The 25,483-nt window shown below is 55.8% G+C and carries 23 protein-coding genes; 11 read left to right on the plus strand and 12 right to left on the minus strand.

What is annotated here, in order from left to right; translation table 11 throughout:
• Positions 1-30 precede the first annotated feature (30 nt).
• The 7 genes from aroB to pilM all read right to left on the minus strand — a co-directional run bounded on the left by aroB (position 31) and on the right by pilM (position 5,571).
• Entirely contained in the window at positions 31-1,119 is a 1,089-nt protein-coding gene (gene aroB / locus WH298_RS08075; protein ID WP_049851940.1) for a 3-dehydroquinate synthase, read from the minus strand.
• Between the two features lie 39 nt (positions 1,120-1,158).
• Positions 1,159-1,680 (minus strand): shikimate kinase AroK, encoded by a 522-nt coding sequence (gene aroK / locus WH298_RS08080; protein WP_008107887.1) that lies wholly within the window; start codon positions 1,678-1,680, stop codon positions 1,159-1,161.
• 481 nt (positions 1,681-2,161) lie between these two features.
• Positions 2,162-3,421, minus strand: coding sequence for a DNA uptake porin HofQ (gene hofQ / locus WH298_RS08085; RefSeq protein WP_072093422.1), 1,260 nt, complete (start codon positions 3,419-3,421; stop codon positions 2,162-2,164).
• Positions 3,363-3,743 carry a HofP DNA utilization family protein gene (locus tag WH298_RS08090; RefSeq protein ID WP_180822612.1) on the minus strand — a complete coding sequence of 127 codons (381 nt, stop codon included), beginning with the start codon at positions 3,741-3,743 and terminating at the stop codon, positions 3,363-3,365. The genes hofQ and WH298_RS08090 overlap by 59 nt, the downstream gene beginning before the upstream one ends.
• Positions 3,733-4,227 carry a HofO family protein gene (locus WH298_RS08095; RefSeq protein ID WP_180822613.1) on the minus strand — a complete coding sequence of 165 codons (495 nt, stop codon included), beginning with the start codon at positions 4,225-4,227 and terminating at the stop codon, positions 3,733-3,735. Before WH298_RS08095 ends, WH298_RS08090 begins: the two co-directional genes overlap by 11 nt.
• Entirely contained in the window at positions 4,220-4,762 is a 543-nt protein-coding gene (locus WH298_RS08100) for a PilN domain-containing protein (protein ID WP_180822614.1), read from the minus strand. Before WH298_RS08100 ends, WH298_RS08095 begins: the two co-directional genes overlap by 8 nt.
• Positions 4,762-5,571 (minus strand): pilus assembly protein PilM, encoded by an 810-nt coding sequence (gene pilM / locus WH298_RS08105; protein ID WP_007892287.1) that lies wholly within the window; start codon positions 5,569-5,571, stop codon positions 4,762-4,764. Before pilM ends, WH298_RS08100 begins: the two co-directional genes overlap by 1 nt.
• A 248-nt stretch (positions 5,572-5,819) precedes the next feature.
• Here pilM and mrcA point away from each other — a divergent pair, with 248 nt between their 5' ends.
• The gene (mrcA, locus tag WH298_RS08110; protein ID WP_180822615.1) at positions 5,820-8,366 is read left to right on the plus strand and encodes a peptidoglycan glycosyltransferase/peptidoglycan DD-transpeptidase MrcA; all 2,547 of its coding nucleotides are present in this window, start codon (positions 5,820-5,822) and stop codon (positions 8,364-8,366) included.
• A gap of 53 nt (positions 8,367-8,419) precedes the next feature.
• Here mrcA and nudE read toward each other — a convergent pair whose 3' ends face one another.
• Positions 8,420-8,986, minus strand: coding sequence for an ADP compounds hydrolase NudE (gene nudE / locus WH298_RS08115; RefSeq protein ID WP_007892292.1), 567 nt, complete (start codon positions 8,984-8,986; stop codon positions 8,420-8,422).
• Between the two features lie 397 nt (positions 8,987-9,383).
• On the opposite strand from nudE, the gene WH298_RS08120 reads away from it, so the two are divergent.
• The 5 genes from WH298_RS08120 to pckA all read left to right on the plus strand — a co-directional run bounded on the left by WH298_RS08120 (position 9,384) and on the right by pckA (position 15,455).
• Positions 9,384-11,525, plus strand: coding sequence for an intracellular growth attenuator family protein (locus tag WH298_RS08120; protein ID WP_007892294.1), 2,142 nt, complete (start codon positions 9,384-9,386; stop codon positions 11,523-11,525).
• Between the two features lie 53 nt (positions 11,526-11,578).
• The gene (gene yrfG, locus WH298_RS08125) at positions 11,579-12,247 is read left to right on the plus strand and encodes a GMP/IMP nucleotidase (protein ID WP_180822616.1); all 669 of its coding nucleotides are present in this window, start codon (positions 11,579-11,581) and stop codon (positions 12,245-12,247) included.
• Between the two features lie 13 nt (positions 12,248-12,260).
• Positions 12,261-12,662 carry a ribosome-associated heat shock protein Hsp15 gene (gene hslR, locus WH298_RS08130; RefSeq protein WP_007892299.1) on the plus strand — a complete coding sequence of 134 codons (402 nt, stop codon included), beginning with the start codon at positions 12,261-12,263 and terminating at the stop codon, positions 12,660-12,662.
• A 24-nt stretch (positions 12,663-12,686) separates the two neighbouring features.
• Positions 12,687-13,559: an Hsp33 family molecular chaperone HslO gene (gene hslO / locus WH298_RS08135; protein WP_007892300.1), complete on the plus strand. Its 873-nt coding sequence runs from the start codon at positions 12,687-12,689 to the stop codon at positions 13,557-13,559.
• 276 nt (positions 13,560-13,835) lie between these two features.
• Complete coding sequence (gene pckA, locus WH298_RS08140) at positions 13,836-15,455, plus strand: phosphoenolpyruvate carboxykinase (ATP) (protein ID WP_180822617.1); 1,620 nt, start codon at positions 13,836-13,838, stop codon at positions 15,453-15,455.
• 106 nt (positions 15,456-15,561) lie between these two features.
• Here pckA and envZ read toward each other — a convergent pair whose 3' ends face one another.
• Positions 15,562-16,926, minus strand: coding sequence for a two-component system sensor histidine kinase EnvZ (gene envZ / locus WH298_RS08145; RefSeq protein WP_007892307.1), 1,365 nt, complete (start codon positions 16,924-16,926; stop codon positions 15,562-15,564).
• Entirely contained in the window at positions 16,923-17,642 is a 720-nt protein-coding gene (gene ompR, locus WH298_RS08150; RefSeq protein ID WP_001157751.1) for an osmolarity response regulator transcription factor OmpR, read from the minus strand. Before ompR ends, envZ begins: the two co-directional genes overlap by 4 nt.
• Positions 17,643-18,154: 512 nt before the next feature.
• Between ompR and yjbE the strand changes: the two genes are divergently transcribed.
• Positions 18,155-18,397, plus strand: coding sequence for an exopolysaccharide production protein YjbE (gene yjbE / locus WH298_RS08155; RefSeq protein WP_007892310.1), 243 nt, complete (start codon positions 18,155-18,157; stop codon positions 18,395-18,397).
• A gap of 124 nt (positions 18,398-18,521) precedes the next feature.
• Here yjbE and greB read toward each other — a convergent pair whose 3' ends face one another.
• On the minus strand, positions 18,522-19,010 hold the full coding sequence (gene greB, locus WH298_RS08160) for a transcription elongation factor GreB (protein WP_007892311.1): 489 nt from the start codon (positions 19,008-19,010) through the stop codon (positions 18,522-18,524).
• Positions 19,011-19,213: 203 nt separating this feature from the next.
• On the opposite strand from greB, the gene WH298_RS08165 reads away from it, so the two are divergent.
• A complete protein-coding gene (locus WH298_RS08165; RefSeq protein WP_422616038.1) occupies positions 19,214-21,541 on the plus strand; it encodes a Tex family protein in 2,328 nt (775 codons plus the stop codon).
• 128 nt (positions 21,542-21,669) lie between these two features.
• Complete coding sequence (locus WH298_RS08170) at positions 21,670-23,397, plus strand: alpha-amylase family glycosyl hydrolase (RefSeq protein ID WP_180822618.1); 1,728 nt, start codon at positions 21,670-21,672, stop codon at positions 23,395-23,397.
• On the opposite strand, the gene bioH is transcribed toward WH298_RS08170, so the two are convergent.
• Positions 23,336-24,109, minus strand: a complete 774-nt coding sequence (gene bioH / locus WH298_RS08175) for a pimeloyl-ACP methyl ester esterase BioH (RefSeq protein WP_180822619.1) — start codon at positions 24,107-24,109, stop codon at positions 23,336-23,338. The two genes, WH298_RS08170 and bioH, sit on opposite strands and share 62 nt — an antisense overlap.
• A gap of 35 nt (positions 24,110-24,144) precedes the next feature.
• Between bioH and gntX the strand changes: the two genes are divergently transcribed.
• Positions 24,145-24,822: a DNA utilization protein GntX gene (gene gntX / locus WH298_RS08180; protein WP_180822620.1), complete on the plus strand. Its 678-nt coding sequence runs from the start codon at positions 24,145-24,147 to the stop codon at positions 24,820-24,822.
• Between the two features lie 58 nt (positions 24,823-24,880).
• Entirely contained in the window at positions 24,881-25,456 is a 576-nt protein-coding gene (gene nfuA, locus WH298_RS08185) for a Fe-S biogenesis protein NfuA (protein ID WP_007892316.1), read from the plus strand.
• Positions 25,457-25,483: the final 27 nt, after the last annotated feature.

Consider the following 25,483-nt stretch of genomic DNA (forward strand, 5'->3'; position numbering starts at 1 on the left):
CGCCGCATCACCACTCATCACTTCTAATAATCAGGGTTTCTGGCAATCATTGATTGCTGCCAGCACCATATCATGAGCCACACCTGCACGCACTTCAGAGCGGCCAATAGCGAGAGGCAGCACCAGACGCAACTCGCCGGCCAGCACTTTTTTATCGCGCATCATGTGAGGCAGATAATCTTCCGCCGCCATGCTCGCCGGGCCATGCACCGGTAAACCGGCGCGCAATAGCAGCGCGATAATGCGATCGGTTTCAGCTGAAGTGAACTGCCCCAAACGCTCGGCGGTACGCGCGGCCATCACCATGCCAGCCGACACCGCTTCGCCGTGCAACCAGTTGCCGTAACCCATATGCGCTTCAATCGCATGACCAAAAGTATGGCCCAGATTAAGCAGTGCACGCACACCGGTTTCGCGCTCATCAGCCGCGACCACTTCGGCTTTAAGCTCGCAGCAGCGACGAATGCAGTAAGCCATGGCTTTTTCATCCAGTGCCAGCAGAGCATCAAGATTCTGCTCCAGCCACAGGAAAAATTCGCCATCAAGAATAATGCCGTATTTGATCACTTCCGCCAGACCCGACGCGAGTTCGCGCGGCGGCAGAGTGGCCAGGCAATGGGTATCCACAACCACAGACGCGGGCTGGTAAAACGCCCCAATCATGTTTTTGCCAAGAGGATGGTTTACCGCGGTTTTGCCACCCACGGAGGAGTCAACCTGAGACAGCAACGTGGTCGGCACCTGAATAAAGCGCACGCCGCGCTGATAGCTGGCCGCAGCAAATCCGGTCAGATCACCAATCACTCCACCGCCCAGTGCAATCAGCGTGGTATCACGACCGTGCGGCTTTTTCAGCAGCGCGGTGAACACCTCGTCCATTACAGCCAACGTTTTGTACTGCTCACCATCAGGCAAAATGACCTGATCTACCTTCACTCCAGCCTTGCTGAGTAGCGCTGCCAGGGGTTCCAGATAGATCGGCGCCAGTGTCTGGTTTGTTACCAGCATGGCATTGTCGCCTGCTTTGAGCGGCCAAAAAGAAGCCGGATCGTTAAACAGTCCGGCAGCGATGGTGATGGGGTAACTGCGATCCCCGAGTGAGACAGTGATCTTCTCCATGATGACCGATACCTATTACTGAGCCCTCAGGGCGCTGGATTAGTTCTTTTCCAGCATGTTGATGATCTGATTGGCCACCACTTTTGCACTCTGATCGTCAGTGCGAATAGTGACATCAGCGATCTCTTCATAAAGCGGATTACGTTCACCTGCTAGCGCTTCCAGTACTTCGCGCGGCGGTGATTCAACCTGCAACAGCGGACGCTTTTTATCACGCTGGGTACGAGCAAGCTGCTTTTCGATGGTGGTTTCTAGGTATACGACCACACCACGGGCGGAGAGACGATTACGGGTCTCGCGGGATTTGACGGAGCCACCACCGGTCGCCAGGACAATGCCCTGCTTCTCGGTCAGCTCATTAATGATCTTTTCTTCACGATCGCGGAAGCCTTCTTCGCCTTCCACATCAAATACCCAGCCTACATCCGCTCCGGTGCGTCGCTCAATTTCCTGATCGGAATCGAAAAATTCCATATTGAGTTGCTGAGCCAACTGACGACCAATAGTGCTTTTGCCGGCACCCATCGGCCCAACCAGAAAGATATTGCGTTTCTCTGCCATTTTATCGGTATTACTAAGAATTCGTTGATGATACCCCGCGTTCAGCATAGCTGGCGGGACAGGAACTGAGACCTCATGAGCGTTAACAAGAGTCAGACGGAAAATTATCTCAACACTCATGGCCGTTTGGCAACCGAATAAATTGCCCCCGGCGACCTCTTAACAGGACCGGTCTGTGGTTCGCGAGACGGTAACGCACCTCCGCTAATCCGCTATATTTCGTGCTACAGGCACGCTGGCCGGGGTCATCCACCGTAATCGCTTACCGATGTAAGCACAGTGAATTCACTCATTTAACGTCCTACTGGAGCTCGAATTATTTTGGAGATATTTCTTTTGACGTCAGTATCGCTTGTGACCGACGTCATTCGGAAGGTTATTCTGCCGCGTTCCGTTACACCGTTTTGAAAATCGCTAAACCTTGTAAGCTAATTCCAGCCCTGCGTCAACGCAGTTGGCCTCACAGAACGAATTTTCCGCTTTATCCGGCAGTAAGCGCTGCTTCCCTGACCAGTCTTGGGGTAATAAAGATAACCAGCTCCTTTTTTTTCTGCTCGTCGGTCTGCTGACGGAACAAATTCCCCAGCAGCGGCAATTCACCCAGCCAGGGAACGCGTTTTTCGCTCTGCGTACGCTGCTGCTGGAAAATGCCGCCGAGCGCTAAGGTTTCGCCATCTCGAAGCGTTACCTGGGTTTCAATCTCCTGCTTATCAATACTCAGTACCTGATTATCGCCAATGTTGACGCTCCTTCCCGGCAGGTTCTGGCTCAATCTGAGTTTTAGCTGGATGCGTCCATTACCTAATACCACGGGCGTGACCTCCATACCCAGCACCGCTTCTTTAAATTCAATCGCCGTCGCCCCGCTATTACCCGACTTCACCTCATAGGGGATTTCCGTTCCCTGCTTGATAGTGGCGGTCTGTTGATGCGCGGTAAACAGGCGCGGGCTGGCGATAATTTCGATTTGGTTCTCCTGCTCCAATGCGCTTAATTCGAGGTTCAACAATTCGCCACTCACCTGGCCCAGCGTCACGCCGGCACGAAACGCCGGATTGCCCACCGCCAGGGGAATATCCAGCAGTGGATTACGCAGCGCCTGGGTCACGACTTCTGCTGGTGAAGTGCCCCAGTTAACGCCCAGCTCGCGCAGATGCTCTTCATTGATGGTGACGATGTGTGCAGCCAGCTCAACCTGCTCCAGCGGTAAATCTAATGCTTTTAACCAGCGCTCAGTGTCACGCAGCGCCTCGGTCGTATCGCGCAACAGCAGACTGTTGGTGCGACTGTCCACCGTCACGCTGCCACGTGGCGTCATCAAGGATCGCTCGGCTTGTAAGCTACGATAAATATCGCTGGCGCTGGCGTAATGCAGCGTCACGGTTCGTTGTTCCAGAGGCGTTTGCTGTTTTTCCTCCTCACGCTCTGCCTGCGCTTGTTGCGCCTGCAACTGTTGCCAGCTTTCTGGGTAGACCAACAGCACGCCCTCTTCCTGTACCACGGTAAGTTTTGCCAGCTGTGTCACCAGGGCGAGCGCGCGCTCCCAACCCACATTATCTAAGCGCAGCGAGAGGCGGCCCTCAACACCCGGTGCAATCAGCAGGTTGGTCTGCTGATAATCCGCCAGCGCCTGTAAAATGCGTTCAACCGGTGCATCATCAAACGTCAGGCTCAGGCGATCGTCACTGGCGCGCAGCGGGGCGCTCAGAGACAGCAGTATCAGTAACGTCATCCATTTCATAAAAACCTCCTTTTATTACCCATGTGATTTGCTGGGGCGAACAACTTTGTGTCGCGTTCAGCACCAGCGTGCGTGCCGTAAGCTGCACGACTTGCCAGGGCGGCAGCGGAAAGGGTGTTTGCTCGGTCAGCCGATGACTTTTTCCCTGCGGAGAAACCAGCCACGCCACATAGTGCGGCGCTGCACCAATGATGCCCTGCAAACGCCAGCCTTGCGGCGCGGCAACCTGTGCCTGGCAAAGCGTTTCTGTCAGCGGCTGGAAAGGATCGCGCGCTAGCGCAAGGGAGCTGCAGAGCAGCAACAGCAGCGCGCTACTCCGCATCGTCACTCTCCAGCCAAAGTTGCGTGTTCAGTACGCCCTGCTCGGCTTGCAGCTGAAAACGCTGTGGCACGGCTAAGCGGGTCGTGGCGAGCTCGCTAAACAGCGGCAGAAACTGTGGCCAGATGAGCCGCAGCTGTAGCTGTTGCGGCTGGCTATCCGGATGCCAGGCTTCCAGCTGGCTACCCCGTGCAGCAACAATTGTCTCCAGCGTTTGCTGCGCCGCCATATCCGGCGCAGGTTGCTGCAGCGTGGCGATCTCATCCTGCAACAGCTCAATGTCTGGAAAGAGTGCCAGCTGTTGCAAACGCTGTTGCTGTTGTTGCCTCATTTTTCCCAGCTGTTGCTGTTGCGCTTCATGCATCTGCTGCTGCGGACGAAGCACCACCCACCACATCAGCGCGAACAGCAGCAGCGATAGCAGCAGTAATGCTACGATGCGTAGCGGTAGCGTTAACATCAGCCAGCGTTGCAGCAGATCATTCATCGGCCAACTCCTGTATGCGCGCATGCAGGGCGAAGCGATAATCGCCGCCGGACTGGCGCTGCACACCGCCCTGCTTCACGCTGCTGAACAACGGCTGCGTTATCAATTGATGGCGAAAATCACTCACTGCCGCCATGCTCTGCGCCTGCCCCTCCAGCACCAACTGCCCTTGCCGCCGCTCAAGGCGATGTAGCCATAAGGTTTCAGGCATTAGTTCCGGCAATTGCTGCCAGAAATGCTGCCAGCGGTGGTGCTGATCTTGCCGCTGTTGCTGGGCGCGCTGCGCCTGAAGAAGTGACTCACGCAACTGCAGCAGCGATTGCTGCTGCTCAAGCTGCTGTTGCAGTGTGGTGAGGATGAAGGTGATATCCATCAGGGCTTCCGCCTGTAGCTGCCGTGCGATTGCGCCACGCCACCACAGCGCTGAAAGGATCAGCAAGGTGCACACCAACGTCAGTGCCAGCAGCGTGATGCTCTGCTGGCGCCGCCGCTGCCATTGCTGGATGCGCCAGGGCAGCAAGTTGACCGCCAGCATCAGGCATCCTCCGGGCGCAGTGCCAACCCAAGCGCGATAGCAAACTCACCCTCCTGCTCGGGCAAAGGCGGTTGCAGATAGTGCAGCAGCGTAAACGGCTTGCAGCGTTTAACCTGCTCCTCAGGCAAAACCTGGGGTGACGTGCAGAGCACGCTCTCCATCTGTGGAAAGGTGTCACGCAGTTGCGCGAGAGTGAGGGGTTCGGTGGCTGCGCCTGAGGTGGTGCTTTCACCTGCCAGCGTCCATAGCCAGTGATCGCTAAGCGGATGAATCAACAGCTGGTTGTGGCGTAAAGGCATACGCATGCCGATTTGCGTCAGCGCCAGACTACTCAGCTCAAATACGTCAGGTCTCAGACCCGCCTGTTTGAGCGGTGTCAGCCATTGGGCGATCACCTCGCGCCGCGCCGCAGTGACGCAAAGCTGCGAAGCCTTACCCGGCGATCGATAATCCAGCGATAGCGAAGCCGGCTCAACCGGGAAAAGACGCTGTGCGGAAGCCGCCACATAACGCCCTAATGCTGGTTCACGCAACGAGGTTTCCGGCAAGGGTAAGGTTCGTTGCAACACCAGCTGTGGCGGCAGACCAACGCGCAGCGAATAACGTTTCGGCAGATGGCGCTGCCAGCGTCCTAACATATCCAGTAACGCAGGCGTGGTTTGCAGCACACCGTTTCTTAACGTATCTTGCGGCAGCGTTTGTTGCCACCAGTGTCGCAACTGCCAACCATGACGACGGCGTTCAATGCCAAGGGCACAGATCTGCCCATTTTGGATGTCCAGTCCGATTTGCCAGCGCTCAAAAGCCATGCGCGCGATCTCCTTATCATTACCATTGAAGGGACTTAGGCCAATACTCGAAAGAATTGGCGTTGCAGGAAGTCGGCAAGTGCATGAATCTCCAGCCGCTTACATGAGTTAGTGACTAGGGGGATTACACCTGGCCAACGCACCGGCAACTTCAAGTCTGACGGGTATATCAAAGCGTCAGGCTTGTCTTTATACTACCGCGCGGTTGCTTATAAACTGCTCAAACGACAACAGATGGGAATTCTCAGGTGAAGTTCGTAAAGTATTTATTGATCCTTGCAGTGTGTTGCATTTTGCTGGGAGCCGGCACGGTTTATGGTTTGTACAAATACATAGAGCCGCAGCTGCCCGATGTGAACACATTGAAAGATGTGCGCCTGCAAACGCCTATGCAGGTTTACAGCGCGGATGGCGATCTAATCGCCCAATACGGTGAGAAGCGCCGTGTGCCGCTGACCCTAAAGCAGATGCCGCCTGAGTTAATCAAAGCGTTTATTGCCACCGAAGACAGCCGTTTCTACGAGCATCACGGTGTCGATCCGGTGGGGATTTTCCGTGCTGCCAGCATTGCACTGATGTCAGGTCACGCATCGCAGGGTGCCAGTACCATCACCCAGCAGCTGGCGCGTAACTTCTTCCTCAGTCCAGAGCGCACCTTAATGCGTAAAATTAAGGAAGCGTTCCTGGCGATCCGCATTGAGCAGCTGCTAAGCAAAGATGAAATTCTTGAGCTGTACCTCAACAAGATTTATCTCGGCTATCGCGCGTACGGTGTGGGCGCTGCGGCGCAGGTCTACTTTGGAAAATCCATTGATCAGCTGTCGCTGAGCGAAATGGCGGTGATTGCCGGGTTGCCAAAAGCGCCTTCCACCTTCAACCCGCTCTATTCTCATACGCGTGCACTGTCGCGTCGTAATGTGGTGCTGGCACGTATGCTGGATCAAAACTACATCACGCAGCAGCAATATAACGAAGCGCGTAATGCACCGTTGACGGCCAGCTATCACGGCCCGGAAATCGCCTTCTCCGCACCTTATTTGAGTGAAATGGTGCGACAGGAGATGGTGAAGCGTTACGGCGATAAAGCGTATGAAGATGGCTATAAGGTTTACACCACCGTGACCCGCCACCTGCAGGAAGCCGCACAGCAGGCGGTGCGTAACAATGTGATGGCCTACGATATGCGTCACGGCTATCGCGGTCCGACTAACGTGCTGTGGAAAGTGGGTGAAGCTAGCTGGGATCAAACCCGCATCCAGAGCGCGCTGAAAAACTTGCCGACTTATGGCCCGTTGAATGCCGCAGTGATCACCAGTGCCAGCGCCGATCAGGCCACGGCTATGCTGAAAGATGGCAGTAGCGTCTCACTGAGCATGGCGGGCGTGCGCTGGGCGCGCCCTTACAAATCTGACACGCTGCAAGGCCCAACGCCGCGTAGCGTGACGCAGGTGCTGCAAGCCGGTCAGCAGATTTGGGTGCGTAAAGTGAATGATGATTGGTGGCTCGGCCAGGTTCCCTTGGTGAACTCCGCGCTGGTGTCGCTCAATCCAGAAGATGGTGCCGTACGCGCCCTGGTCGGCGGTTTCGACTTCAACCAGAGCATGTTTAACCGCGCTACCCAGGCGCTACGCCAGGTCGGCTCCAATATCAAACCGTTCCTGTACACCGCGGCGATGGATCGCGGTTTAACGCTGGCATCGATTCTCAATGACGTGCCGATTTCGCGCTGGGATGCGGGTGCAGGCGCCGACTGGCGTCCGAAGAACTCGCCACCTACCTATGCCGGTCCTATCCGTTTACGTCAGGGCTTGGGCGAATCGAAAAACGTGGTGATGGTGCGTGCGATGCGTGCAATGGGCGTAGATTACGCGGCGGAATACCTGCAGCGTTTCGGCTTCCCGGCGCAGAACATCGTGCATACCGAATCGTTAGCGTTAGGCGCGGCTTCGTTCACGCCAATGCAGGTGGTGCGCGGTTACGCGGTGATGGCAAACGGCGGCTTCCTGGTCGATCCGTACTTCATCACCAGGATTGAGAACGAACAAGGCGGCGTGATCTTTGAAGAGAAACCGAAAATTGCCTGCCCGCAGTGCAACTTGCCGGTGATCTATGGCGATACCAAAAAGTCGGTGGCGCTGAACGAAGAGAGCATTGAGAATGTCGCCACTTCCGAGCAATCGCAGAACCAAACTGTGCCGCAACCGGAGCTGGAGCAAGTCCCCGCGCAGCCGCAGCCGGGTGGCGATCAGCAATATGCACCGCACGTGATCAACACGCCACTGTCATTCCTGATCAAGAGCGCGCTAAACACCAACATCTTCGGCGAACCCGGCTGGATGGGAACCGGTTGGCGTGCAGGTCGTGACTTAAAACGTAACGATATCGGCGGTAAAACCGGTACCACCAACAGCTCGAAAGATGCGTGGTTCTCCGGTTACGGTCCGGGCGTAGTGACCTCAGTGTGGATTGGCTTCGATGATTCACGTGCGCTCGGTCGTTCAACGATGTCAGGCGCGATTCCGGACCAAATCTCCGGTTACGAAGGCGGTGCCAAGAGTGCTCAGCCAGCGTGGGATGATTATATGAAATCCGCGCTGGAAGGCGTGCCGGTTCAGCCGCTGACACCGCCAGATGGCGTAGTCACCGTTAATATCGATCGCGGTACCGGTAAACTGGCCAACGGCGGCAACTCGCGTCAGGAGTACTTCATCAACGGCACGCAGCCAACGGAATATTCGGTGCATGATGTAGGAACCACCATCATGGACAATGGCCAAAGCCACGAACTGTTCTGATCAAAAAAGCCGGCAACTCTGCCGGCTTTCTTTTTTTAAGCGATGCTCAAAGATTAGTAGCTTAAACGTCCCTGCTTCACCAACCATTCGCGCACCATAAACAGGGCGCTGACGTTACGCGCTTCGCGGAAATCAGGTTCCTCCAGCAGCGCCAACAGGTTATTTAACGGCCAGCGATGAACAATCAGCGGCTCCGGCTCATCACCTTCCAGCTTCTCTTCGTACAAACCTTCCGCGACCACAATGTTCATCTTGCTGGAGAAGTAAGAGGGCGCCATGGTCAGCTTGCCGAGCGCTTCCAGTTTAGTGGCACCAAATCCCGCCTCCTCTTTCAGCTCGCGGTCGGCGGCTTCAAAGGCACTTTCACCGGGATCGATCAGCCCTTTCGGGAAACCGAGTTCATAGCTTTCCAGACCCACGGCGTACTCCTGTATCAGGATCACGTCATCGCCGATAATCGGCACAATCATCACCGCTTCCCGATCGGAAGGCTTCATGCGTTCATAGACGCGACGCGCGCCATTGCTGAAAGCGAGATCGACCGCTTCTATGGTGAACAAACGGGAGCGGGCAACCGCTTCCACATTGAGGATGTCAGGTTTTTTCATTGGGGTTTTCATATCAGCCTCAAACTTAGCACAACCCTGTGAAACGTGATGACGCCAGCATACCGAAGCCCGAACTATTGTGCGAGACGCGGTGTAGGTAAACTATGGTGACATACATTCACTCACTGCCGCTAACAACTTCTTGTTATCTATGCAGTTAAAAATTCACAATAAGTCAACGATGTTGTGCACAATTCAGATAATGCCGATATTTAATTGAGTTTTATCTGGTTAACATCCCGTTAAGGAATAATCTACCAAACTATAATTAAATGATTTTGCGCGTTATTTTATCTGACTTTTCCCTTGTCAGAATCACTTCTGCTCGCCAAAATTGACTTGTATTGATGGATTCACCGGGAGTACATCGTTAACGTGAAGGCAGTTTTTTGGCTGGATTGAGCAAAGCATGAGCACTTACATTGTCATTCTGGCAGTCATGCTCGCCTGTTCGTTACTCGCAGGTATCGGCTATTGGTACGCTATGCGGCATCGTCCGCCGTTGGCGAAACCTCTGCCGTTTATCAGTCCGCCTCATCGCAAGCTTACTGACGAAGAACGTGATGCCGTTGAAAAGTACATTGCGTTGCTGGCCAAACAGCAGCAACACAGCAGTACCCGTTCTGCAAAGAAGTCACGCGAACCCGAAGCGCTGACGCTCACCGCGCAAAGCAGTAACGTTTATCCTGTCACTCGTTCCATCACCCGCTATGGCCTCTCCACCGACGATCCGCAGAAATGGCGCTACTATCTCGACGAAGTCGAGGTGCATCTGCCGCCGCTGTGGGAGCAGTACATCGCCGATGAAAACTATGTTGAGTTGATCCGTACGCAAACGCTGCCGCTGGTGATTTCGCTCAACGGTCATTCACTGGTGAGCTACGCCGTTGAACAACCGGCGCTGCCGCCGCTGGTACGACCGATGTCAACCAACGCCTCTATTCGTAAAGAAGAGAGCGAGAACGTTGAACTGCTGCAGGTGCGCAAAGAGACCTCGGAAGAGTATCAACTGTCACGCGCCGACGGCACGCGTGAAGCGGTCGCCATCTGTTTCGCTTTCCTCTTGTTCTTCCTTAGCCTGGTGCTGCCCGGCAGCCTGATGGTATGGATTGCCCTGCTCGGCTGCCTGATGATCGCCGTCAGCCTATGGTTCCTCTACCGCTTCCCGGGTGCGAATGGTTTGCGTGACGTCCACTGCCTGCGCGGTGCGCCCAAGCGCTGGGGATTGTTCGGCGAATCAAATCAGGAGCAGAGCAACATCTCGCTTGGCATTATTGATCTGATCTACCCTGCACACTGGCAGCCTTATGTGGCGCATGATCTAGGCCAGATCACCGATGTTGAGATGTACCTCAATCGTCAGGTGGTGCGTCAGGGCCGCTTCCTGTCGCTGCAGGACGAAGTGCGTAACTTCCCGGTGCAGCGCTGGCGTAAAAACCTGGTGCTGGCGTGTGGTTCGCTACTGGTGCTGGTGATGCTGTTCACCTGGATTCCGCTCAGCATGCCGATCAAACTCAGCCTCGCGTGGGTAAAAGGCACCGAGAGCATCGAAGTGAACAGCGTTGATAAGCTGAATGCGCTGCCACTGCACATCGGCGACAGCCTGAAAGTGGGCGGCACCGGTATGTGTTCGGTGCCAGGCAACTACCAAAGCAATCGCAGTTACGCCTACATGCCGTTTGACTGCTCAGCCATTTACTGGAACAACGCCGCGCCGCTGCCACAGCCGCAATCGGATATCATCGATAAAGCTTCCGCGTTGCTCGACACCACCACGCGCCAGCTGCATCCGGAAACCAACACCGATCCGAAGCTCAACCCGCAGCTGGCCTCGGCGATTCAAAAATCCGGCATGATTCTGCTGGATGACTTCTCCGATCTGGTGCTGAAAACCCAGGAGCTGTGCAGCCAGCAGCAGGATTGTGTGCGCCTGAAAAATGCGCTGGTAAATCTGGGCAACGCCAAAGATTGGGATTCACTGATCCACCGCGCAGATTCCGGCAAGCTGAATGGCATGAATGTGCTGCTGCGCCCGGTTAGCGCTGAAGCGCTGGAAAATCTGGTCAACACTGCTACTTCTACCTTCTTCGCGCGCGAGACCCGTCGCGCGGCAGAAAACCTCAATAGTCCGCCGCCGGGTGGTTTCCTGATCATTAGTGATGAAGGTCGCCAGATGGTGACGCAGCCGCAGCCGTCAGTTTCACTGTTTGATCTTGATGCCCCTTCGCAATGGCGTGAGCTACAGCGCATGTCTGAAATGCTGCTGCATACGCCGTTCGCCGCCAGCGGCATCATCACCAGTATTACCACTGATGCTAACGGTACCCGTCATATCGCGCTGCATAACGAGCCAGATGCGATGGCGCAATGGCGCTATCTAGGCACCGCGTTGCTGATGCTGGTACTGATTGCCAGCGCGGTGATCAACGGCTTGCTGGCGCTGCGTCGTATTCACCGTAATCGTCTGCGTATGGCGGAAATTCAGCAATATTACGACAAGTGCTTCAACCACAATCTGAACACTATGCAGAGCGTGCGCTCGCTGTTCTGAGCCCTTCCCTTCTGTGCTACCCTGTCGCCCACTTTTTTGCGGCGAGAAAGAAAATGCAGGTTACGCTTAACTGGTCAGAGATTGATACCGTGCTGCTGGATATGGACGGCACGCTGCTCGACCTCGCCTTTGATCGCCACTTCTGGCTGGAACACGTTCCCGAAACCTTAAGCCGTGAACGCGCGATCACCCTGGGTGAAGCCCATCAGCTGATTGAGCAGAAGTATCAGGCCGTGATGCATACGCTAAACTGGTATTGTCTCGATTACTGGTCGCAGGAACTGGCGCTGGATATTCGCGCCATGACGTGGGAAAAGCGCCATCGCGCCGCAATGCGTGAAGATACGCTGCCGTTATTGCAGGCGCTACGCGCCGCAGGCAAACGCACCATTCTGCTGACCAATGCGCATCCTTATAATCTGGATGTCAAACTGGAGCAGACCGGATTAGCTGCCCACCTTGATTTATTACTTTCCACCCATACCTTTGGGTATCCGAAAGAGGATCCGCGTCTCTGGCAGGCTGTTCAGCAGCACACTGCGTTTGAGAGTTCGCGCACGCTATTCATTGATGACAGCGAAGCGATTTTGGATGCGGCGACAAGCTGGGGCATTCGCTGGTGTTTAGGCGTCAGCAATCCGGATTCCGGTCGGCCCGATCAATCTTTCCAGCGTCATCCGGCGGTACGAGATTATCGTCAACTGTGTGAGACGCTGCGTTAAAGCAGGAGCCGCAATGAAAGAGAAAATCAGCGAAGGGGTCCGCCTCGACAAATGGCTGTGGGCCGCGCGCTTCTATAAAACCCGTGCGCTGGCTCGCGAGATGGTGGAAGGCGGCAAAGTGCATTACAACGGTCAGCGCAGCAAGCCCAGTAAACTGGTGGAGCTGAACGCCGAGCTGACGCTGCGTCAGGGCAATGATGAGCGCACCGTGGTGATCACCGCGGTCACCGATCAGCGTCGTCCCGCCACCGAAGCGCAAGCGCTGTATGCCGAAACCGACGCCAGTATCGAAAAGCGAGAGAAAACCGCGCTGGCGCGCAAGATGAATGCGTTAACCATGCCGCACCCCGATCGTCGCCCGGATAAGAAAGAGCGCCGCGATCTGATGAAATTTAAATTGTCGGGCGATAAATAACGCGCCCCCAACGAGAGAAACACTATGTCTGCAAACGATCAACTGCACCGCTACCTGTTCGAAAATGTCGCCGTGCGCGGTGAGCTGGTTAACGTGACGGAAACCTGGCGTGAAATTGTCAAAAATCACGACTACGTTGAGCCGGTAAAAACCTTGCTGGGCGAGCTGCTGGTGGCCACCAGTCTGCTGACGGCAACGCTGAAGTTTGATGGTGATATCACCGTACAGTTGCAGGGCGATGGTCCGCTGACGCTGGCGGTGATCAACGGTAACAACCGCCAGGAGCTGCGTGGCGTGGCGCGCGTCAAAGAAGATGCCGAGATCGCACCGGGCAGCAGCCTGAAAGAGATGGTCGGTAACGGCTATCTGGTGATCACCATCTCGCCAGAGAAAGGCGAGCGTTATCAAGGCGTGGTGGGCCTGGAAGCGGATACGCTGGCGGGTTGCCTGGAAGATTACTTCATGCGCTCTGAGCAGCTGCCAACGCGCCTGTTTATCCGTACCAGCGAGAAAGGCGCGGCGGGCATTCTGCTGCAGGTGCTGCCAGCGCAAGAGCCGAGCCCGGATGATTTCAATCATCTCGCCACGTTGACCGAAACCGTGAAGAGCGAAGAGCTGATCGAACTGCCCGCCACCGACGTGCTGTGGCGTCTGTATCATCAGGAAGAAGCCACGGTGTTTGATCCGTCGCCGGTTAGCTTCAAATGCACCTGCTCACGCGAGCGTTGCGGCGAAGTCCTGAGTACGCTGCCGATTGAAGAAGTGGATGAAATCCTCGCAGAGGATGGCAAAATCGATATGCATTGCGACTACTGCAATTCGCACTATGTGTACGATGCGGTGGATATTGCCGCCATTCGTAACGCGCCAACCAACAACAGCGATCAAGTGCATTAATTTCCTGCCGGGCGGTTCAGCCGCCCGCATTTCCCTCTGAACGTATCCCTATCATTTATCACGGTTATTAGCTAAATAACGCTGACTTTAATTACATAAGTGGCAGATTTCTCTACTTGTCACGTTCCAGCTCGCATTTCTGACTATCTTCTCTTTTCCGCTGTGCTCATAAGAGTACACTGCGCGCGATCTGCCCTGTGTGGCTATGCACGGCAGGCAGCAGAATCCCCCCATAAAAAATACGCAGTAACAGATACCGATTAAAGGAGCAGTCACATGCGCGTTAACGGCCTGACATCGCAAGACCTCGCCTCTATGGGCATCAGCGGCACCACCGAAGTGGTGTACAACCCTGACTTCGACACGCTATTTCAGGAAGAGACCCGCCCAGAGCTGGAAGGTTATGCGCGAGGCACTCTGACGCAGAGCGGCGCCATTGCCGTGGATACCGGCATCTTTACGGGTCGCTCGCCCAAAGATAAATATATCGTTCGCGATGACACCACACGCGACACGCTGTGGTGGAACGATGTTGGCAACGGCAAAAATGATAACCAGCCGCTGTCGCAGGAAACCTGGCAGGCGTTGAAAGATCGCTGCACCCAGCAGCTTTCCGGCAAACGTCTGTTTGTGGTTGATGCGTTCTGCGGTGCCAATCCCGATACGCGCCTGAGCGTGCGCTTCGTGATGGAAGTGGCCTGGCAGGCGCACTTCGTCAAAAACATGTTTATCCGTCCGAGCGAGAGCGAGCTAGCTGACTTCAAGCCAGATTTCGTGGTGATGAACGCCGCGCAGTGCACCAATCCGGACTGGCAGGCGCAGGGTCTGCACTCTGAGAACTTCGTCGCCTTCAACCTCACTGAGCGCATGCAGTTGATTGGCGGCACCTGGTACGGCGGCGAGATGAAGAAAGGCCTGTTCGCCATCATGAACTACCTGCTGCCGCTGAAAGGCATTGCGTCGATGCACTGCTCGGCTAACGTCGGCAAAGCGGGCGATGTGGCGGTGTTCTTCGGCCTCTCCGGCACCGGCAAAACCACCTTATCTACCGACCCAGATCGCCAGCTGATCGGTGATGACGAACACGGCTGGGATGATGATGGCGTGTTCAACTTTGAAGGCGGCTGCTACGCCAAAACCATTAATCTGTCTGAGCAGGCGGAGCCGGAAATCTACCGCGCTATCCGCCGCGATGCACTGCTGGAAAACGTGGTGGTGCGCGCCGATGGCAGCGTGGATTACGCCGACGGCAGCAAAACTGAGAACACCCGCGTCTCCTATCCGATTGAGCATATCGAAAACATCGTGCAGCCGGTTTCCAGGGCGGGCCATGCGAAGCGGGTGATTTTCCTCACCGCCGATGCTTTTGGTGTGCTGCCGCCGGTTTCGCGCTTAACGCCGGAACAGACACAGTATCACTTCCTGTCGGGCTTTACCGCCAAGCTGGCCGGCACCGAGCGCGGCGTAACCCAGCCGACGCCAACCTTCTCCGCCTGTTTTGGCGCGGCGTTCCTGACGCTGCATCCCACGCAATATTCCGACGTGCTGGTGAAGCGCATGGAAGCAGCGGGTGCGCAGGCCTATCTGGTCAATACCGGCTGGAACGGCAGCGGCAAGCGCATCTCACTGAAAGACACGCGCGCTATCATCAACGCGATTCTGGCCGGTGAACTGGATAACGTGGAAACCGAACAGCTGCCGGTGTTTAACCTGCAGATGCCAAAGCATTTACCGCAGGTGAATAGCGCAATTCTCGATCCGCGCCGCAGCTGGCCAACAGAAGCGGCCTGGCAGCAAGCCGCGCAGGATCTGGCGCAGCGCTTTATCACTAACTTTGAGAAGTACACCGATAACGACGCCGGTAAGGCGCTGGTGCAAGCCGGTCCGCAGCTGTGATGTGATGTGGTTGAGGCCATAAAAAAGCCGCTATCCTGCGAGGGATAGCGGCTTTGTTGTTTCTGCATCGACGGGTTTTGTAAGGTGATTTGTGCCCACATGGCCATCACGCGCTGTGGTTAATGCTCACCACTGCGCTGCTACTGCTGCCTTCGGGGATCGGCAGCCACGCGCGAATACGCAATCCGCCGCGATCGCTCTCACCAATCTCCAGTGAACCTTCATGGGCATCGATAATACGCTGCACAATCGCCAGGCCCAGGCCGGTTCCGCTGGTGCTGCGAGCGCTGTCGCCACGCACAAACGGCTGGAACAGGTGTTGCAGTTGATCCGGTTTGATGCCAGGACCATCATCTTCCACCTGGAACCACGCGCGGTTCAGCTCTTTGCCGCTGCTAACCTTAATCCAACCGTTGCCGTAACGCGCCGCATTGACCACCAGATTCGCCAGCGCGCGCTTAATCGATAACGGGTTGATATCCAGCATCACATCTTCGGACATTACCGCGTTCTCAATCTCGCGCTCGTAGCCGCTTTCAGCCGCCACAACTTCGCCCAGCACGCTGTTCAGGTCGGCACGTTCGGTCTGCATCTCCTGTCCGGTGCGCAGATAATCGATGAACTGCTCGATAATGGCGTTGCACTCTTCGATATCTTTGTTGATCGACTCCGCCAGATAACCATCCTGCTCACCCATCATTTCGGTGGCAAGGCGGATACGCGTCAGCGGCGTACGCAAGTCGTGGCTGACACCGGCCATCAACAAGGTACGATCGTCGGCCAGCTGCTTCACCCCGGCCGCCATTTGGTTAAAGGCGCGCGTCACTGAACGCACTTCAGACGCACCGTATTCGCGCAGCGGCGGCGGAATGATGCCTTTACCCACCTGCAATGCCGCATGTTCCAAATCCACCAAGGGTCGATTTTGGATGCGGATAAACAGCCAGGCGCCGCCTATCGCCAGCAGCATAATCGCCAGCGTGTAGCGGAACAGCGGTGAGAAGTCGCCCTGATGGATTTCGGTGAGCGGTACGCGCACCCAGATATCCGGCGACAGCCAGGTTTTCAGCCACACCACCGGCGAGTTTTTATTCACCTCGACCCGGACATCGGTAGGGCCGCCCAGCTGTTGGCCCATCTGTTCACTGAGGAATTCGTAATGCTGCGCCCAGCGCAAACCGCTCTCTTCCGCCGCCGCGTTGGTATACAACGAGATGCCCAGCTCACGATAAATTTCGCGTCGGAAGGCCGGCGGCACTTCCAACTGTGTTCCATCTTCCAGCTGCAGCCGGTCAGTCATCAACATACGCACTTCGTACGCGAGGACCTTATTGAACTGCTGCAAACTGGGAAGAATGGCGAAATTGAGCACCACCAAATAGGTCGTTACCAAGCTGACGAACAGCAAGGTAACGATCAATAACAAGGTGCGGGCAAACGAACTGCGGGGTGAGAAGCGCAATCGCCTCATGCTTTGCTGCCGTCCGGAACGAATACGTAGCCAAGGCCCCAAACGGTCTGGATATAGCGCGGATGCGCCGGATCTTCTTCCACCATGCGACGCAGACGGGAAATCTGCACGTCGATGGACCGTTCCATGGCGCTGTATTCACGACCACGCGCCAGGTTCATCAGCTTATCGCGCGACAGCGGCTCACGCGGATGGCTCACCAGCGCTTTTAACACGGCAAACTCACCGCTGGTCAGCGGCATCGGCTCATCTTCACGGAACATTTCGCGGGTGCCGAGGTTCAGCTTAAATTTACCGAAGGCGATAACCGCTTCTTCCTGCGAAGGCGCGCCCGGCAGTTCATTGGCCTGACGACGCAGCACGGCACGAATTCGCGCCAGCAGCTCACGCGGGTTGAACGGTTTTGGAATGTAGTCATCCGCGCCGATCTCCAGACCGACGATACGATCCACTTCTTCACCCTTGGCGGTGACCATAATGATCGGCATCGGGTTACTTTGACTGCGCAGACGACGGCAGATAGACAAACCATCTTCGCCCGGCAACATCAAGTCGAGCACCATCAAATGGAAAGATTCGCGGGTTAACAGTCGATCCATTTGCTCGGCGTTGGCAACGCTACGCACCTGAAAGCCCTGCTCGGTGAGATAGCGCTCCAGCAACGCACGCAGACGCATATCGTCATCGACGACCAGAATTTTGTAGTTCTCTTGCATGTTCAACTCCCAAAGGCGCCATTGCCTGAGCCAATATTGTTAAAAAAAGAGGCCTCAGTGTGACAGTCATTTATGGTTTATATTCTAGCCGAAATTGTTACAAAGCATATTAAACAGCAGCTTATATTTATTTTTAGCCCCGAAATGCGCTTCGCTTCGCGTTTTTTATCTGTGCTTTCAAGCCGCTTAGCGCTTATCTGAAAATTTGGCGCATATTCTTTCTGTTACTGGAACATTACATATTAAATCGCGGCCAGGAAGGCGCTCAGCGCGATTTGGCTTAAGGTAACGGTGCAGAATATGCCAGTACCAGCTGAAGGGCAGCATAAAATATTGTGCTTTCGCCATCAGCCGCGTATCTGCTCTCGGAACAATTCCACGCCAGGAAAAAACAAGGCCAGCATTAAATAAAGGCCGATAAATCAGGCAATAAACACGTCTTTCTTATCGCAGCGCGATCTTCGACACTGCATGCGTACCTGCTGTTATTGAGTTCATGTGGAGAGAGAAAGATGAAAAAAACCGTAATTCTGCTGGGCGCACTGGTACTGACCAGCATCACTCAGGTTCAGGCGGCCACCAGCGCGGGCGAAGCGGCTGGCGCACAGGCTTCTACCACGGCGAAAGGAAACTCTGACGCTATCGGTATTGGCGCGGTTGGCGCGTTGCTGGGTGTTGCACTGGCGACCATGAGCGGCGGCGACAAAGGTGGTAACAGTACCTCAACCACCACCGCGACCACGCCAGGCAAATAATTCATACTATTGATGCGCGGCAAGGCTGCGGCGCTTTCCCCTCTTTTACTGTCAGCCCATTTCGCCACCGGAGAATAAGTTGCGCCCCGGCCTCGTTATCCAGGCCATTATTCTCCGACTCTTTTTAGGGCGTCTCTTTTACATAGTCGATGCTGTTCACAAACCAGATTTTCTGGCCTTCCGGCGTGTTCACCACCACTTCGTCATCCACTTCTTTCTTGATCAGCGCGCGCGCCATCGGCGAATCAATCGAAATGTACTCTTTCATCGTCTCGCCATAGATTTCATCCGGGCCGACAATGCGAAACCGCTTCACGTCACCCTGCTCGTTCTCCACCTGCACCCACGCGCCAAAAAACACTTTGCCTTCCTGCTGCGGTGCGTAATCGACAATTTTCAGGTCGGCGAGGCATTTACGCAGATAGCGTACGCGGCGATCGATCTGGCGCAGCAGACGTTTGTTGTAGGTGTAATCGGCGTTTTCCGAACGATCGCCGAGGCTGGCCGCCCAGGAGACAATTTTGGTCACTTCGGGACGCTTTTCGTTCCACAAATGGTCGTGTTCGGCGCGCAGCTTGTTATAGCCTTCGCGGGTAATCAGTTGGGTTTTCATGACATCAACTCGTGGTAACGGCGTTTCTTCGCAGCAAAGAGGCTAACAATAAGCGACCGATTCGCCATCAGCAAGAAGCAGACTTTAAAGCGCGCGCTGCATTCAGAAAAAGACGGATTCACTGGCCCCCGGCTGGCAATTTTCGCCCTCAGCCCGTATAACTGTCCCCTATTTCTAACCCTGTGTAAGCATTGTTAATGATGATGAAAGATTCGCTGAGCCAGATTATCGCAAGTGAGCTAAAGGCACGCGCCGACCAGGTTGATGCCGCCGTGCGCTTACTTGATGAAGGGAACACCGTGCCGTTTATCGCACGTTATCGTAAGGAAGTGACCGGAGGCCTGGACGACACCCAGCTGCGTTTACTGGAGAGCCGTTTAGGTTACCTGCGCGAGCTGGATGATCGTCGCCAGTCGATTCTTAAATCTATCGACGAACAGGGCAAACTTACCCCTGAACTCGCTACCGCCATCAACAGCACGCTGAACAAAACCGAGCTGGAAGACCTTTACCTGCCGTATAAACAGAAGCGTCGTACGCGCGGACAGATCGCGATTGAAGCCGGTCTTGAGCCGCTGGCCGAGACGCTGTGGCAGGATGCGTCGCAGGATCCCGAGCAGCTGGCCGCGGGCTACGTTGACGCCGACAAAGGCGTTGCCGACGTACGCGCCGCGCTGGATGGCGCACGCTACATTCTGATGGAGCGCTTTGCAGAAGACGCCTCGCTGCTGGCGAAAGTGCGTGAGTATCTGTGGAAGAACGCACATGTGGTTTCTCGCGTGGTGGAAGGCAAAGAGGAAGAAGGCGCGAAATTCCGCGACTACTTCGATCATCACGAAGCGCTGAGCGGCGTGCCATCGCACCGCGCGCTGGCGATGTTCCGCGGCCGTAACGAAGGCGTGCTGCAGCTGTCGCTGAATGCCGATCCCCAGTTTGAAGAAGCCCCGCGTGAAAGCTATGGCGAAACGCTGATCGCCGAACACCTCAATCTGCGCCTGAATAACGCCCCGGCGGACAGCTGGCGCAAGGCGGTGGTGAGCTGGACCTGGCGCATCAAAGTGCTGCTGCACCTCGAAACCGAATTGATGGGCACCATTCGTGAACGCGCCGAAGATGAAGCCATCAACGTGTTTGCCCGCAACCTGCACGATTTGCTGATGGCCGCACCGGCGGGAATGCGCGCCACTATGGGTCTCGATCCCGGTTTGCGTACCGGTGTAAAAGTCGCGGTGGTGGATGCCACCGGCAAACTGGTCGCCACCGACACAATTTATCCGCACACCGGTCAGGCAGCGAAAGCGGCCGCGGCCGTCGCGGCACTGTGCACCAAACATCAGGTTGAACTGGTGGCGATTGGTAACGGCACCGCTTCGCGCGAGACCGAACGCTTTTTCCTCGACGTGCAGAAGCAGTTCCCCCACGTTAACGCGCAGAAAGTGATTGTGAGTGAAGCGGGCGCATCGGTTTACTCTGCGTCGGAATTGGCGGCGCTGGAGTTCCCGGATCTCGACGTCTCGATTCGTGGTGCAGTTTCCATCGCGCGCCGCCTGCAGGATCCGCTTGCCGAACTGGTGAAAATCGATCCGAAATCTATCGGCGTGGGCCAATATCAGCATGATGTCAGCCAAAGCCAGCTGGCGAAGAAACTGGATGCGGTGGTAGAAGACTGCGTAAACGCCGTGGGTGTTGATCTCAACACCGCATCGGTAGCGCTGTTAACCCGTGTAGCCGGTTTAACCCGCATGATGGCGCAGAATATTGTCAGCTGGCGCGATGAGAATGGACGTTTCCAGAATCGTCAGCAGCTACTGAAAGTCAGTCGTCTGGGACCGAAAGCCTTTGAGCAGTGCGCCGGCTTCCTGCGTATTAACCACGGCGATAACCCGCTGGATGCCTCAACCGTGCACCCGGAAGCTTACCCGCTGGTCGAGCGCATTCTGGCCGCCACCGAGCAGGCGCTGAATGAGTTGATGGGCAATCCGGGCAGCCTGCGCGATCTCAACGCACGTGAATTCACCGATGAGCGCTTCGGCTTGCCAACGGTGACGGACATCATCAAAGAGCTGGAAAAACCGGGTCGCGATCCGCGCCCTGAGTTTAAAACCGCGCAGTTTGCTGAAGGTGTGGAAACGCTCAACGATCTGTTGCCGGGCATGGTGCTGGAAGGCGCGGTGACCAACGTCACCAACTTCGGCGCGTTCGTTGATATCGGCGTGCATCAGGACGGTTTAGTGCACATCTCTTCCCTTTCCGACAAGTTCGTCGAGGATCCCCATCAGGTGGTGAAAGCCGGCGATATCGTCAAAGTGAAGGTGATGGAAGTGGATATGCAGCGTAAACGTATTGCGCTCACCATGCGTCTGGATGAGCAGCCAGGTGAAAGCAATGCGCGCGGGAACAACCGCAGCGCGGGCAAAGAAGCAGCGCGTCCGGCGGCCAATAACAAAGGCCGTGGCAAACCGGCCAGCGCTTCCGCCGGCAACAGCGCGATGGGCGATGCGCTTGCCGCAGCCTTCGGTAAAAAACGTTAAGATCCTGCCCTAAAAACGCGCGGAGATAACGCTATCTCCGCGCGTATAAGCCTTGATAAATCTCCTCGCCCAACTACGCTAAAAATTCTGTGTGAAAAAATGACGCTTCCGCGTGGCCCAGCGATCCAATGGATATTATCAACGCCTTAATCGATGAGATTTATCACGGCAGCTTTCCTGCCGCAGCGCGTGAACGCCTGCTTTCGCACATTCGAGCCGCGCGCGATACGGTTAAACTGCCGCGCAAGGCGCACTGGGATGAGAAAGATGTGGTGCTGATCAGCTACGCCGATCAGTTTCGCGAACCGGAACAACCCACCCTCGCCAGCTTTTCACGCTTTTATCAGCAACATCTGCAATCCACTTTCAGCCTGGTGCATCTGCTGCCGTTCTTTCCTTATTCATCCGATGATGGCTTCTCGGTTATCGACTATCACCAGGTCAATCCGATCTGCGGCGAGTGGCAACATATCAGCGCGCTACATACTGAAACCCGCCTGATGTTCGATTTTGTCTGCAATCATATGTCGGCGCACAGCGCGTGGTTTCGCCATTTTTTGGCGCAGGATCCCGGCTGGGATGATTTCTTTATCAGCATGCCGCCCGCCACCGATCTCAGCGCGGTCACGCGCCCACGCACTTCACCCTTATTAACACCGTTTGAGATGGCCAACGGCGAGACACGCTACATCTGGACCACCTTCAGCGCCGACCAAATCGACCTCAACTTCGCCAACCCGGAAGTGTTGATTCGCATGGTCGACGTGCTGCTGGATTACCTGATCAAAGGCGCGGATTATGTGCGGCTCGACGCCGTGGGCTACATGTGGAAAACGCCTAGCACCCATTGCATTCATCTGCCGAAAACGCATCAGCTGGTGAAACTGTTTCGCGCCATCGCCAATGAAGCGGCGCCCGGCACGGTGATCGTCACCGAAACCAATGTGCCGCACAAAGACAACATCAGCTATTTCGGCAACGGCAAAGATGAAGCGCAGATGGTGTACCAGTTTTCACTGCCGCCGCTGGTGCTGCACGCCATACACTCCGGTTCGGCGCGTGCGCTGCGTCAATGGGCCAGCACGCTGGATTTAGGCGGCGGCACCACCACCTTCTTTAACTTTCTCGCCTCGCACGACGGCATTGGGCTGAATCCGGCGCGCGGTATTTTGTCGGAAGTGGAGATTGTGGCGCTGGTACGCGATTTAGCGCTGGAGGGCGCGCTGGTCTCCTACAAGAACAATGCCGACGGCACCACTAGCCCTTACGAAATTAACGTCACCTATTTCGATGCGCTGAATCAGCAGAACGACGACGATGACACGCGTTTGCGTCGCTTCCTGCTGGCACATGCAATTCTGCTGTCGTTTCCCGGCGTGCCCGCCATCTACATTCAAAGCATTCTCGGCTCACGCAACGATAACGAAGGCGTGCGTGCCGCTGGCCACAACCGCGCCATCAACCGTGAGAAGTACAGCCTGCGCGAGATGGAGGCGTGGATTAGCGGCGGCAATCCGCTGCGACAGCAGGTGTATGAACGTCTCAGCGCGCTGATTCAGCTGCGCACGCGCCAGTCCGCGTTTCATCCGGACAATCCGATGACGCTGCTGGAGAGCGAGAATACCTTGCTGGTATTGCGTCGCCATAAACCGGATAGCGAAGGCTTAGTGTGCGTGTTTAATCTCAGCAACCATGATGTAACCACACAGCTGCCGCTGGCGCGCCAGGTGCAGGATCTCATTAGCGGGGAGAAGCTGGATGGCAGCCAGCCAATAACGCTAGCTGCGTGGCAGTTTATGTGGCTGCGCGGACAAAATTCAGCACCTGCTGACAGAAAGCATCCGGATGGGAAATAAATGGCGCATGCGCCGCTTTCTCCATCACCACCGATGAAGAAGATGGCCAGCGCGTATCCAGCTCCTGTGCGATACCACGCGGCACCAGCCCATCAAGATAACCATAAATGCGCAGAAACGGCAGAGTGAGGTCGTCGAGCGAAGCCCGCAGATCGTCCTGACGCAGAATCTCCAGTCCGCCTTCTAATACCTCGACCGATGGCATCGGCTGCGACAACACCACCTCTTTCAGCTGACGTGCATCTTGTCGCGCATGCTCGGTGCCCATGGTTTGCAGCGCCAGAAAACGCTCCACAGTGCGTTGGAAATCTGTGCTCAGCTGTTGCTGGAAACTCTGTAGCGTCTCAGGCTTGATGCCCGGCCACGCATCACGTGCGGTAAAGCACGGCGATGATGCCACGGAGATCAGTGCTGTAACACGATCGGGCTGGGTTAAGGCCAATTGGCTGGCGACTAATCCGCCCAGCGACCAGCCGAGCAGCACCGCGCGCGGCGGTAACTGCGGTAACAGTTGCTGCGCCATTTCCGCTAAGGTCAGCGGGCCAAAACCCTGGCTGCGACCAAAGCCCGGCAGATCCACCAGGTGCAGGCGAAAATGCGAGCTGAGTCGAGGAACAATGTTTTGCCACACTTCGGCGTTCAAACCCCAGCCGTGCAGCAGCACAAGATCGCAATCGCCCGTGCCTGTGGTGTGCCAGTAAAGCGAACTCATCGGTTACACTCCCGAAAAGTGAAAAGGAGGTCGCTATGCTACCAATCCCGGCACTGTGTTGGCTATGCTGCCTGCCGCTGCAGATTGCCGGCCACGGTTTGTGCAGTCGCTGCGTGCAACAAATTCCACGGCTGCCGGCGCTATGCCCATGCTGCGGTTTACCGGCCAGTGGCGCCCAACCCTGCGGGCGCTGCATCCGCCATCCGCCGCCGTGGCAAAGTCTAACCTGCGTCAGTGATTATCTGCCGCCGCTGAGTGATTGGGTGCAGCAGCTGAAGTTTTCTCGCATTACCGCACTCAGGGTGATGCTGGCGCGGCTGATTTTGTTAAAATTATTAACAATGCGTCGTGATTACCGGCTGCCGCGTGTAGATTTGGTGCTGAGCGTGCCGCTGCATCGTCGGCGCGCCTGGCAACGCGGCTATAATCAGGCGGCGCTGCTGGCAAAACCGCTGGCACGCTGGCTGGGCTGCGAATATCGCGAAGGGGTAAAACGCGTGCGGCACGGCGCGGTGCAGCATTCATTAAGCGCTAGCGCACGTAAAAAGAACCTGCGCGGTGCCTTTCGCCTTGAAATACCGGTGCGCGGGCGCCATATCCTGCTTATCGACGATGTTGTGACTACCGGAAGTACCGTGGCGGAAATTAGCCGCATCCTGCTGGCGCAAGGCGCGGCCAGCGTACACATTGGTTGCCTGTGCCGTACCTTGTAGAGCGTCGGTGTTGGGCGTATTATAACCAAGTAATTTAGTCAACTATTGAGCAATCGCCATGATCGTTATTACTGATGCTGCGCAAGAGCACTTCTCAAAATTGCTGTCCAAACAAGAAGATGGCACTCAGATTCGCGTATTCGTCATTAATCCGGGTACGCCAACCGCAGAATGCGGTGTTTCTTACTGCCCACCTGATGCAGTAGAAGCTTCCGATACCGAATTTAAGTTCGAAAAACTGTCAGCCTTTGTTGATGAGCTGAGCGCACCGTACCTTGATGACGCGGAAATCGACTTTGTAACCGACAACCTCGGTTCGCAGCTGACGCTGAAAGCGCCAAACGCCAAAATGCGTAAGGTCTCTGACGATGCGCCAATGGTTGAGCGCGTGGAATATCTGCTGCAAGCGCAGATTAACCCGCAGCTGGCTGGCCACGGCGGTCGCGTATCGCTGATGGAAATCACCGATGACGGCATCGCCATTCTGCAATTTGGCGGCGGCTGTAACGGTTGTTCGATGATCGACGTCACCCTGAAAGATGGTATCGAGAAAGAGCTGCTGGCAGCCTTCCCTGAGCTGAAAGGCGTGCGTGATTTAACCGAGCACCAGCGCGGTGAGCACTCGTACTACTGATTCAGCACGCGGCAGCAACCCGATGCT

The sequence above is a fragment of the Pantoea nemavictus genome (assembly GCF_037479095.1).
Classification (GTDB): domain Bacteria; phylum Pseudomonadota; class Gammaproteobacteria; order Enterobacterales; family Enterobacteriaceae; genus Pantoea; species Pantoea nemavictus.

Bases quoted from the DNA above. Each gene is read 5' to 3' on its own strand.
- aroB (WP_049851940.1), bottom strand. From the start codon at position 1,119: ATGGAGAAGATCACTGTCTCACTCGGGGATCGCAGTTACCCCATCACC.
- aroK (WP_008107887.1), bottom strand. From the start codon at position 1,680: ATGGCAGAGAAACGCAATATCTTTCTGGTTGGGCCGATGGGTGCCGGC.
- WH298_RS08120 (WP_007892294.1), top strand. From the start codon at position 9,384: ATGAGCACTTACATTGTCATTCTGGCAGTCATGCTCGCCTGTTCGTTA.
- greB (WP_007892311.1), bottom strand. From the start codon at position 19,010: ATGAAAACCCAACTGATTACCCGCGAAGGCTATAACAAGCTGCGCGCC.
- WH298_RS08090 (WP_180822612.1), bottom strand. From the start codon at position 3,743: ATGCGGAGTAGCGCGCTGCTGTTGCTGCTCTGCAGCTCCCTTGCGCTA.
- hslR (WP_007892299.1), top strand. From the start codon at position 12,261: ATGAAAGAGAAAATCAGCGAAGGGGTCCGCCTCGACAAATGGCTGTGG.
- envZ (WP_007892307.1), bottom strand. From the start codon at position 16,926: ATGAGGCGATTGCGCTTCTCACCCCGCAGTTCGTTTGCCCGCACCTTG.
- yjbE (WP_007892310.1), top strand. From the start codon at position 18,155: ATGAAAAAAACCGTAATTCTGCTGGGCGCACTGGTACTGACCAGCATC.
- bioH (WP_180822619.1), bottom strand. From the start codon at position 24,109: ATGAGTTCGCTTTACTGGCACACCACAGGCACGGGCGATTGCGATCTT.
- nudE (WP_007892292.1), bottom strand. From the start codon at position 8,986: ATGAAAACCCCAATGAAAAAACCTGACATCCTCAATGTGGAAGCGGTT.
- yrfG (WP_180822616.1), top strand. From the start codon at position 11,579: ATGCAGGTTACGCTTAACTGGTCAGAGATTGATACCGTGCTGCTGGAT.
- ompR (WP_001157751.1), bottom strand. From the start codon at position 17,642: ATGCAAGAGAACTACAAAATTCTGGTCGTCGATGACGATATGCGTCTG.
- WH298_RS08095 (WP_180822613.1), bottom strand. From the start codon at position 4,227: ATGAATGATCTGCTGCAACGCTGGCTGATGTTAACGCTACCGCTACGC.
- nfuA (WP_007892316.1), top strand. From the start codon at position 24,881: ATGATCGTTATTACTGATGCTGCGCAAGAGCACTTCTCAAAATTGCTG.
- gntX (WP_180822620.1), top strand. From the start codon at position 24,145: ATGCTACCAATCCCGGCACTGTGTTGGCTATGCTGCCTGCCGCTGCAG.
- hofQ (WP_072093422.1), bottom strand. From the start codon at position 3,421: ATGAAATGGATGACGTTACTGATACTGCTGTCTCTGAGCGCCCCGCTG.
- hslO (WP_007892300.1), top strand. From the start codon at position 12,687: ATGTCTGCAAACGATCAACTGCACCGCTACCTGTTCGAAAATGTCGCC.
- WH298_RS08170 (WP_180822618.1), top strand. From the start codon at position 21,670: ATGGATATTATCAACGCCTTAATCGATGAGATTTATCACGGCAGCTTT.
- pckA (WP_180822617.1), top strand. From the start codon at position 13,836: ATGCGCGTTAACGGCCTGACATCGCAAGACCTCGCCTCTATGGGCATC.
- WH298_RS08100 (WP_180822614.1), bottom strand. From the start codon at position 4,762: ATGCTGGCGGTCAACTTGCTGCCCTGGCGCATCCAGCAATGGCAGCGG.
- pilM (WP_007892287.1), bottom strand. From the start codon at position 5,571: ATGGCTTTTGAGCGCTGGCAAATCGGACTGGACATCCAAAATGGGCAG.
- WH298_RS08165 (WP_422616038.1), top strand. From the start codon at position 19,214: ATGAAAGATTCGCTGAGCCAGATTATCGCAAGTGAGCTAAAGGCACGC.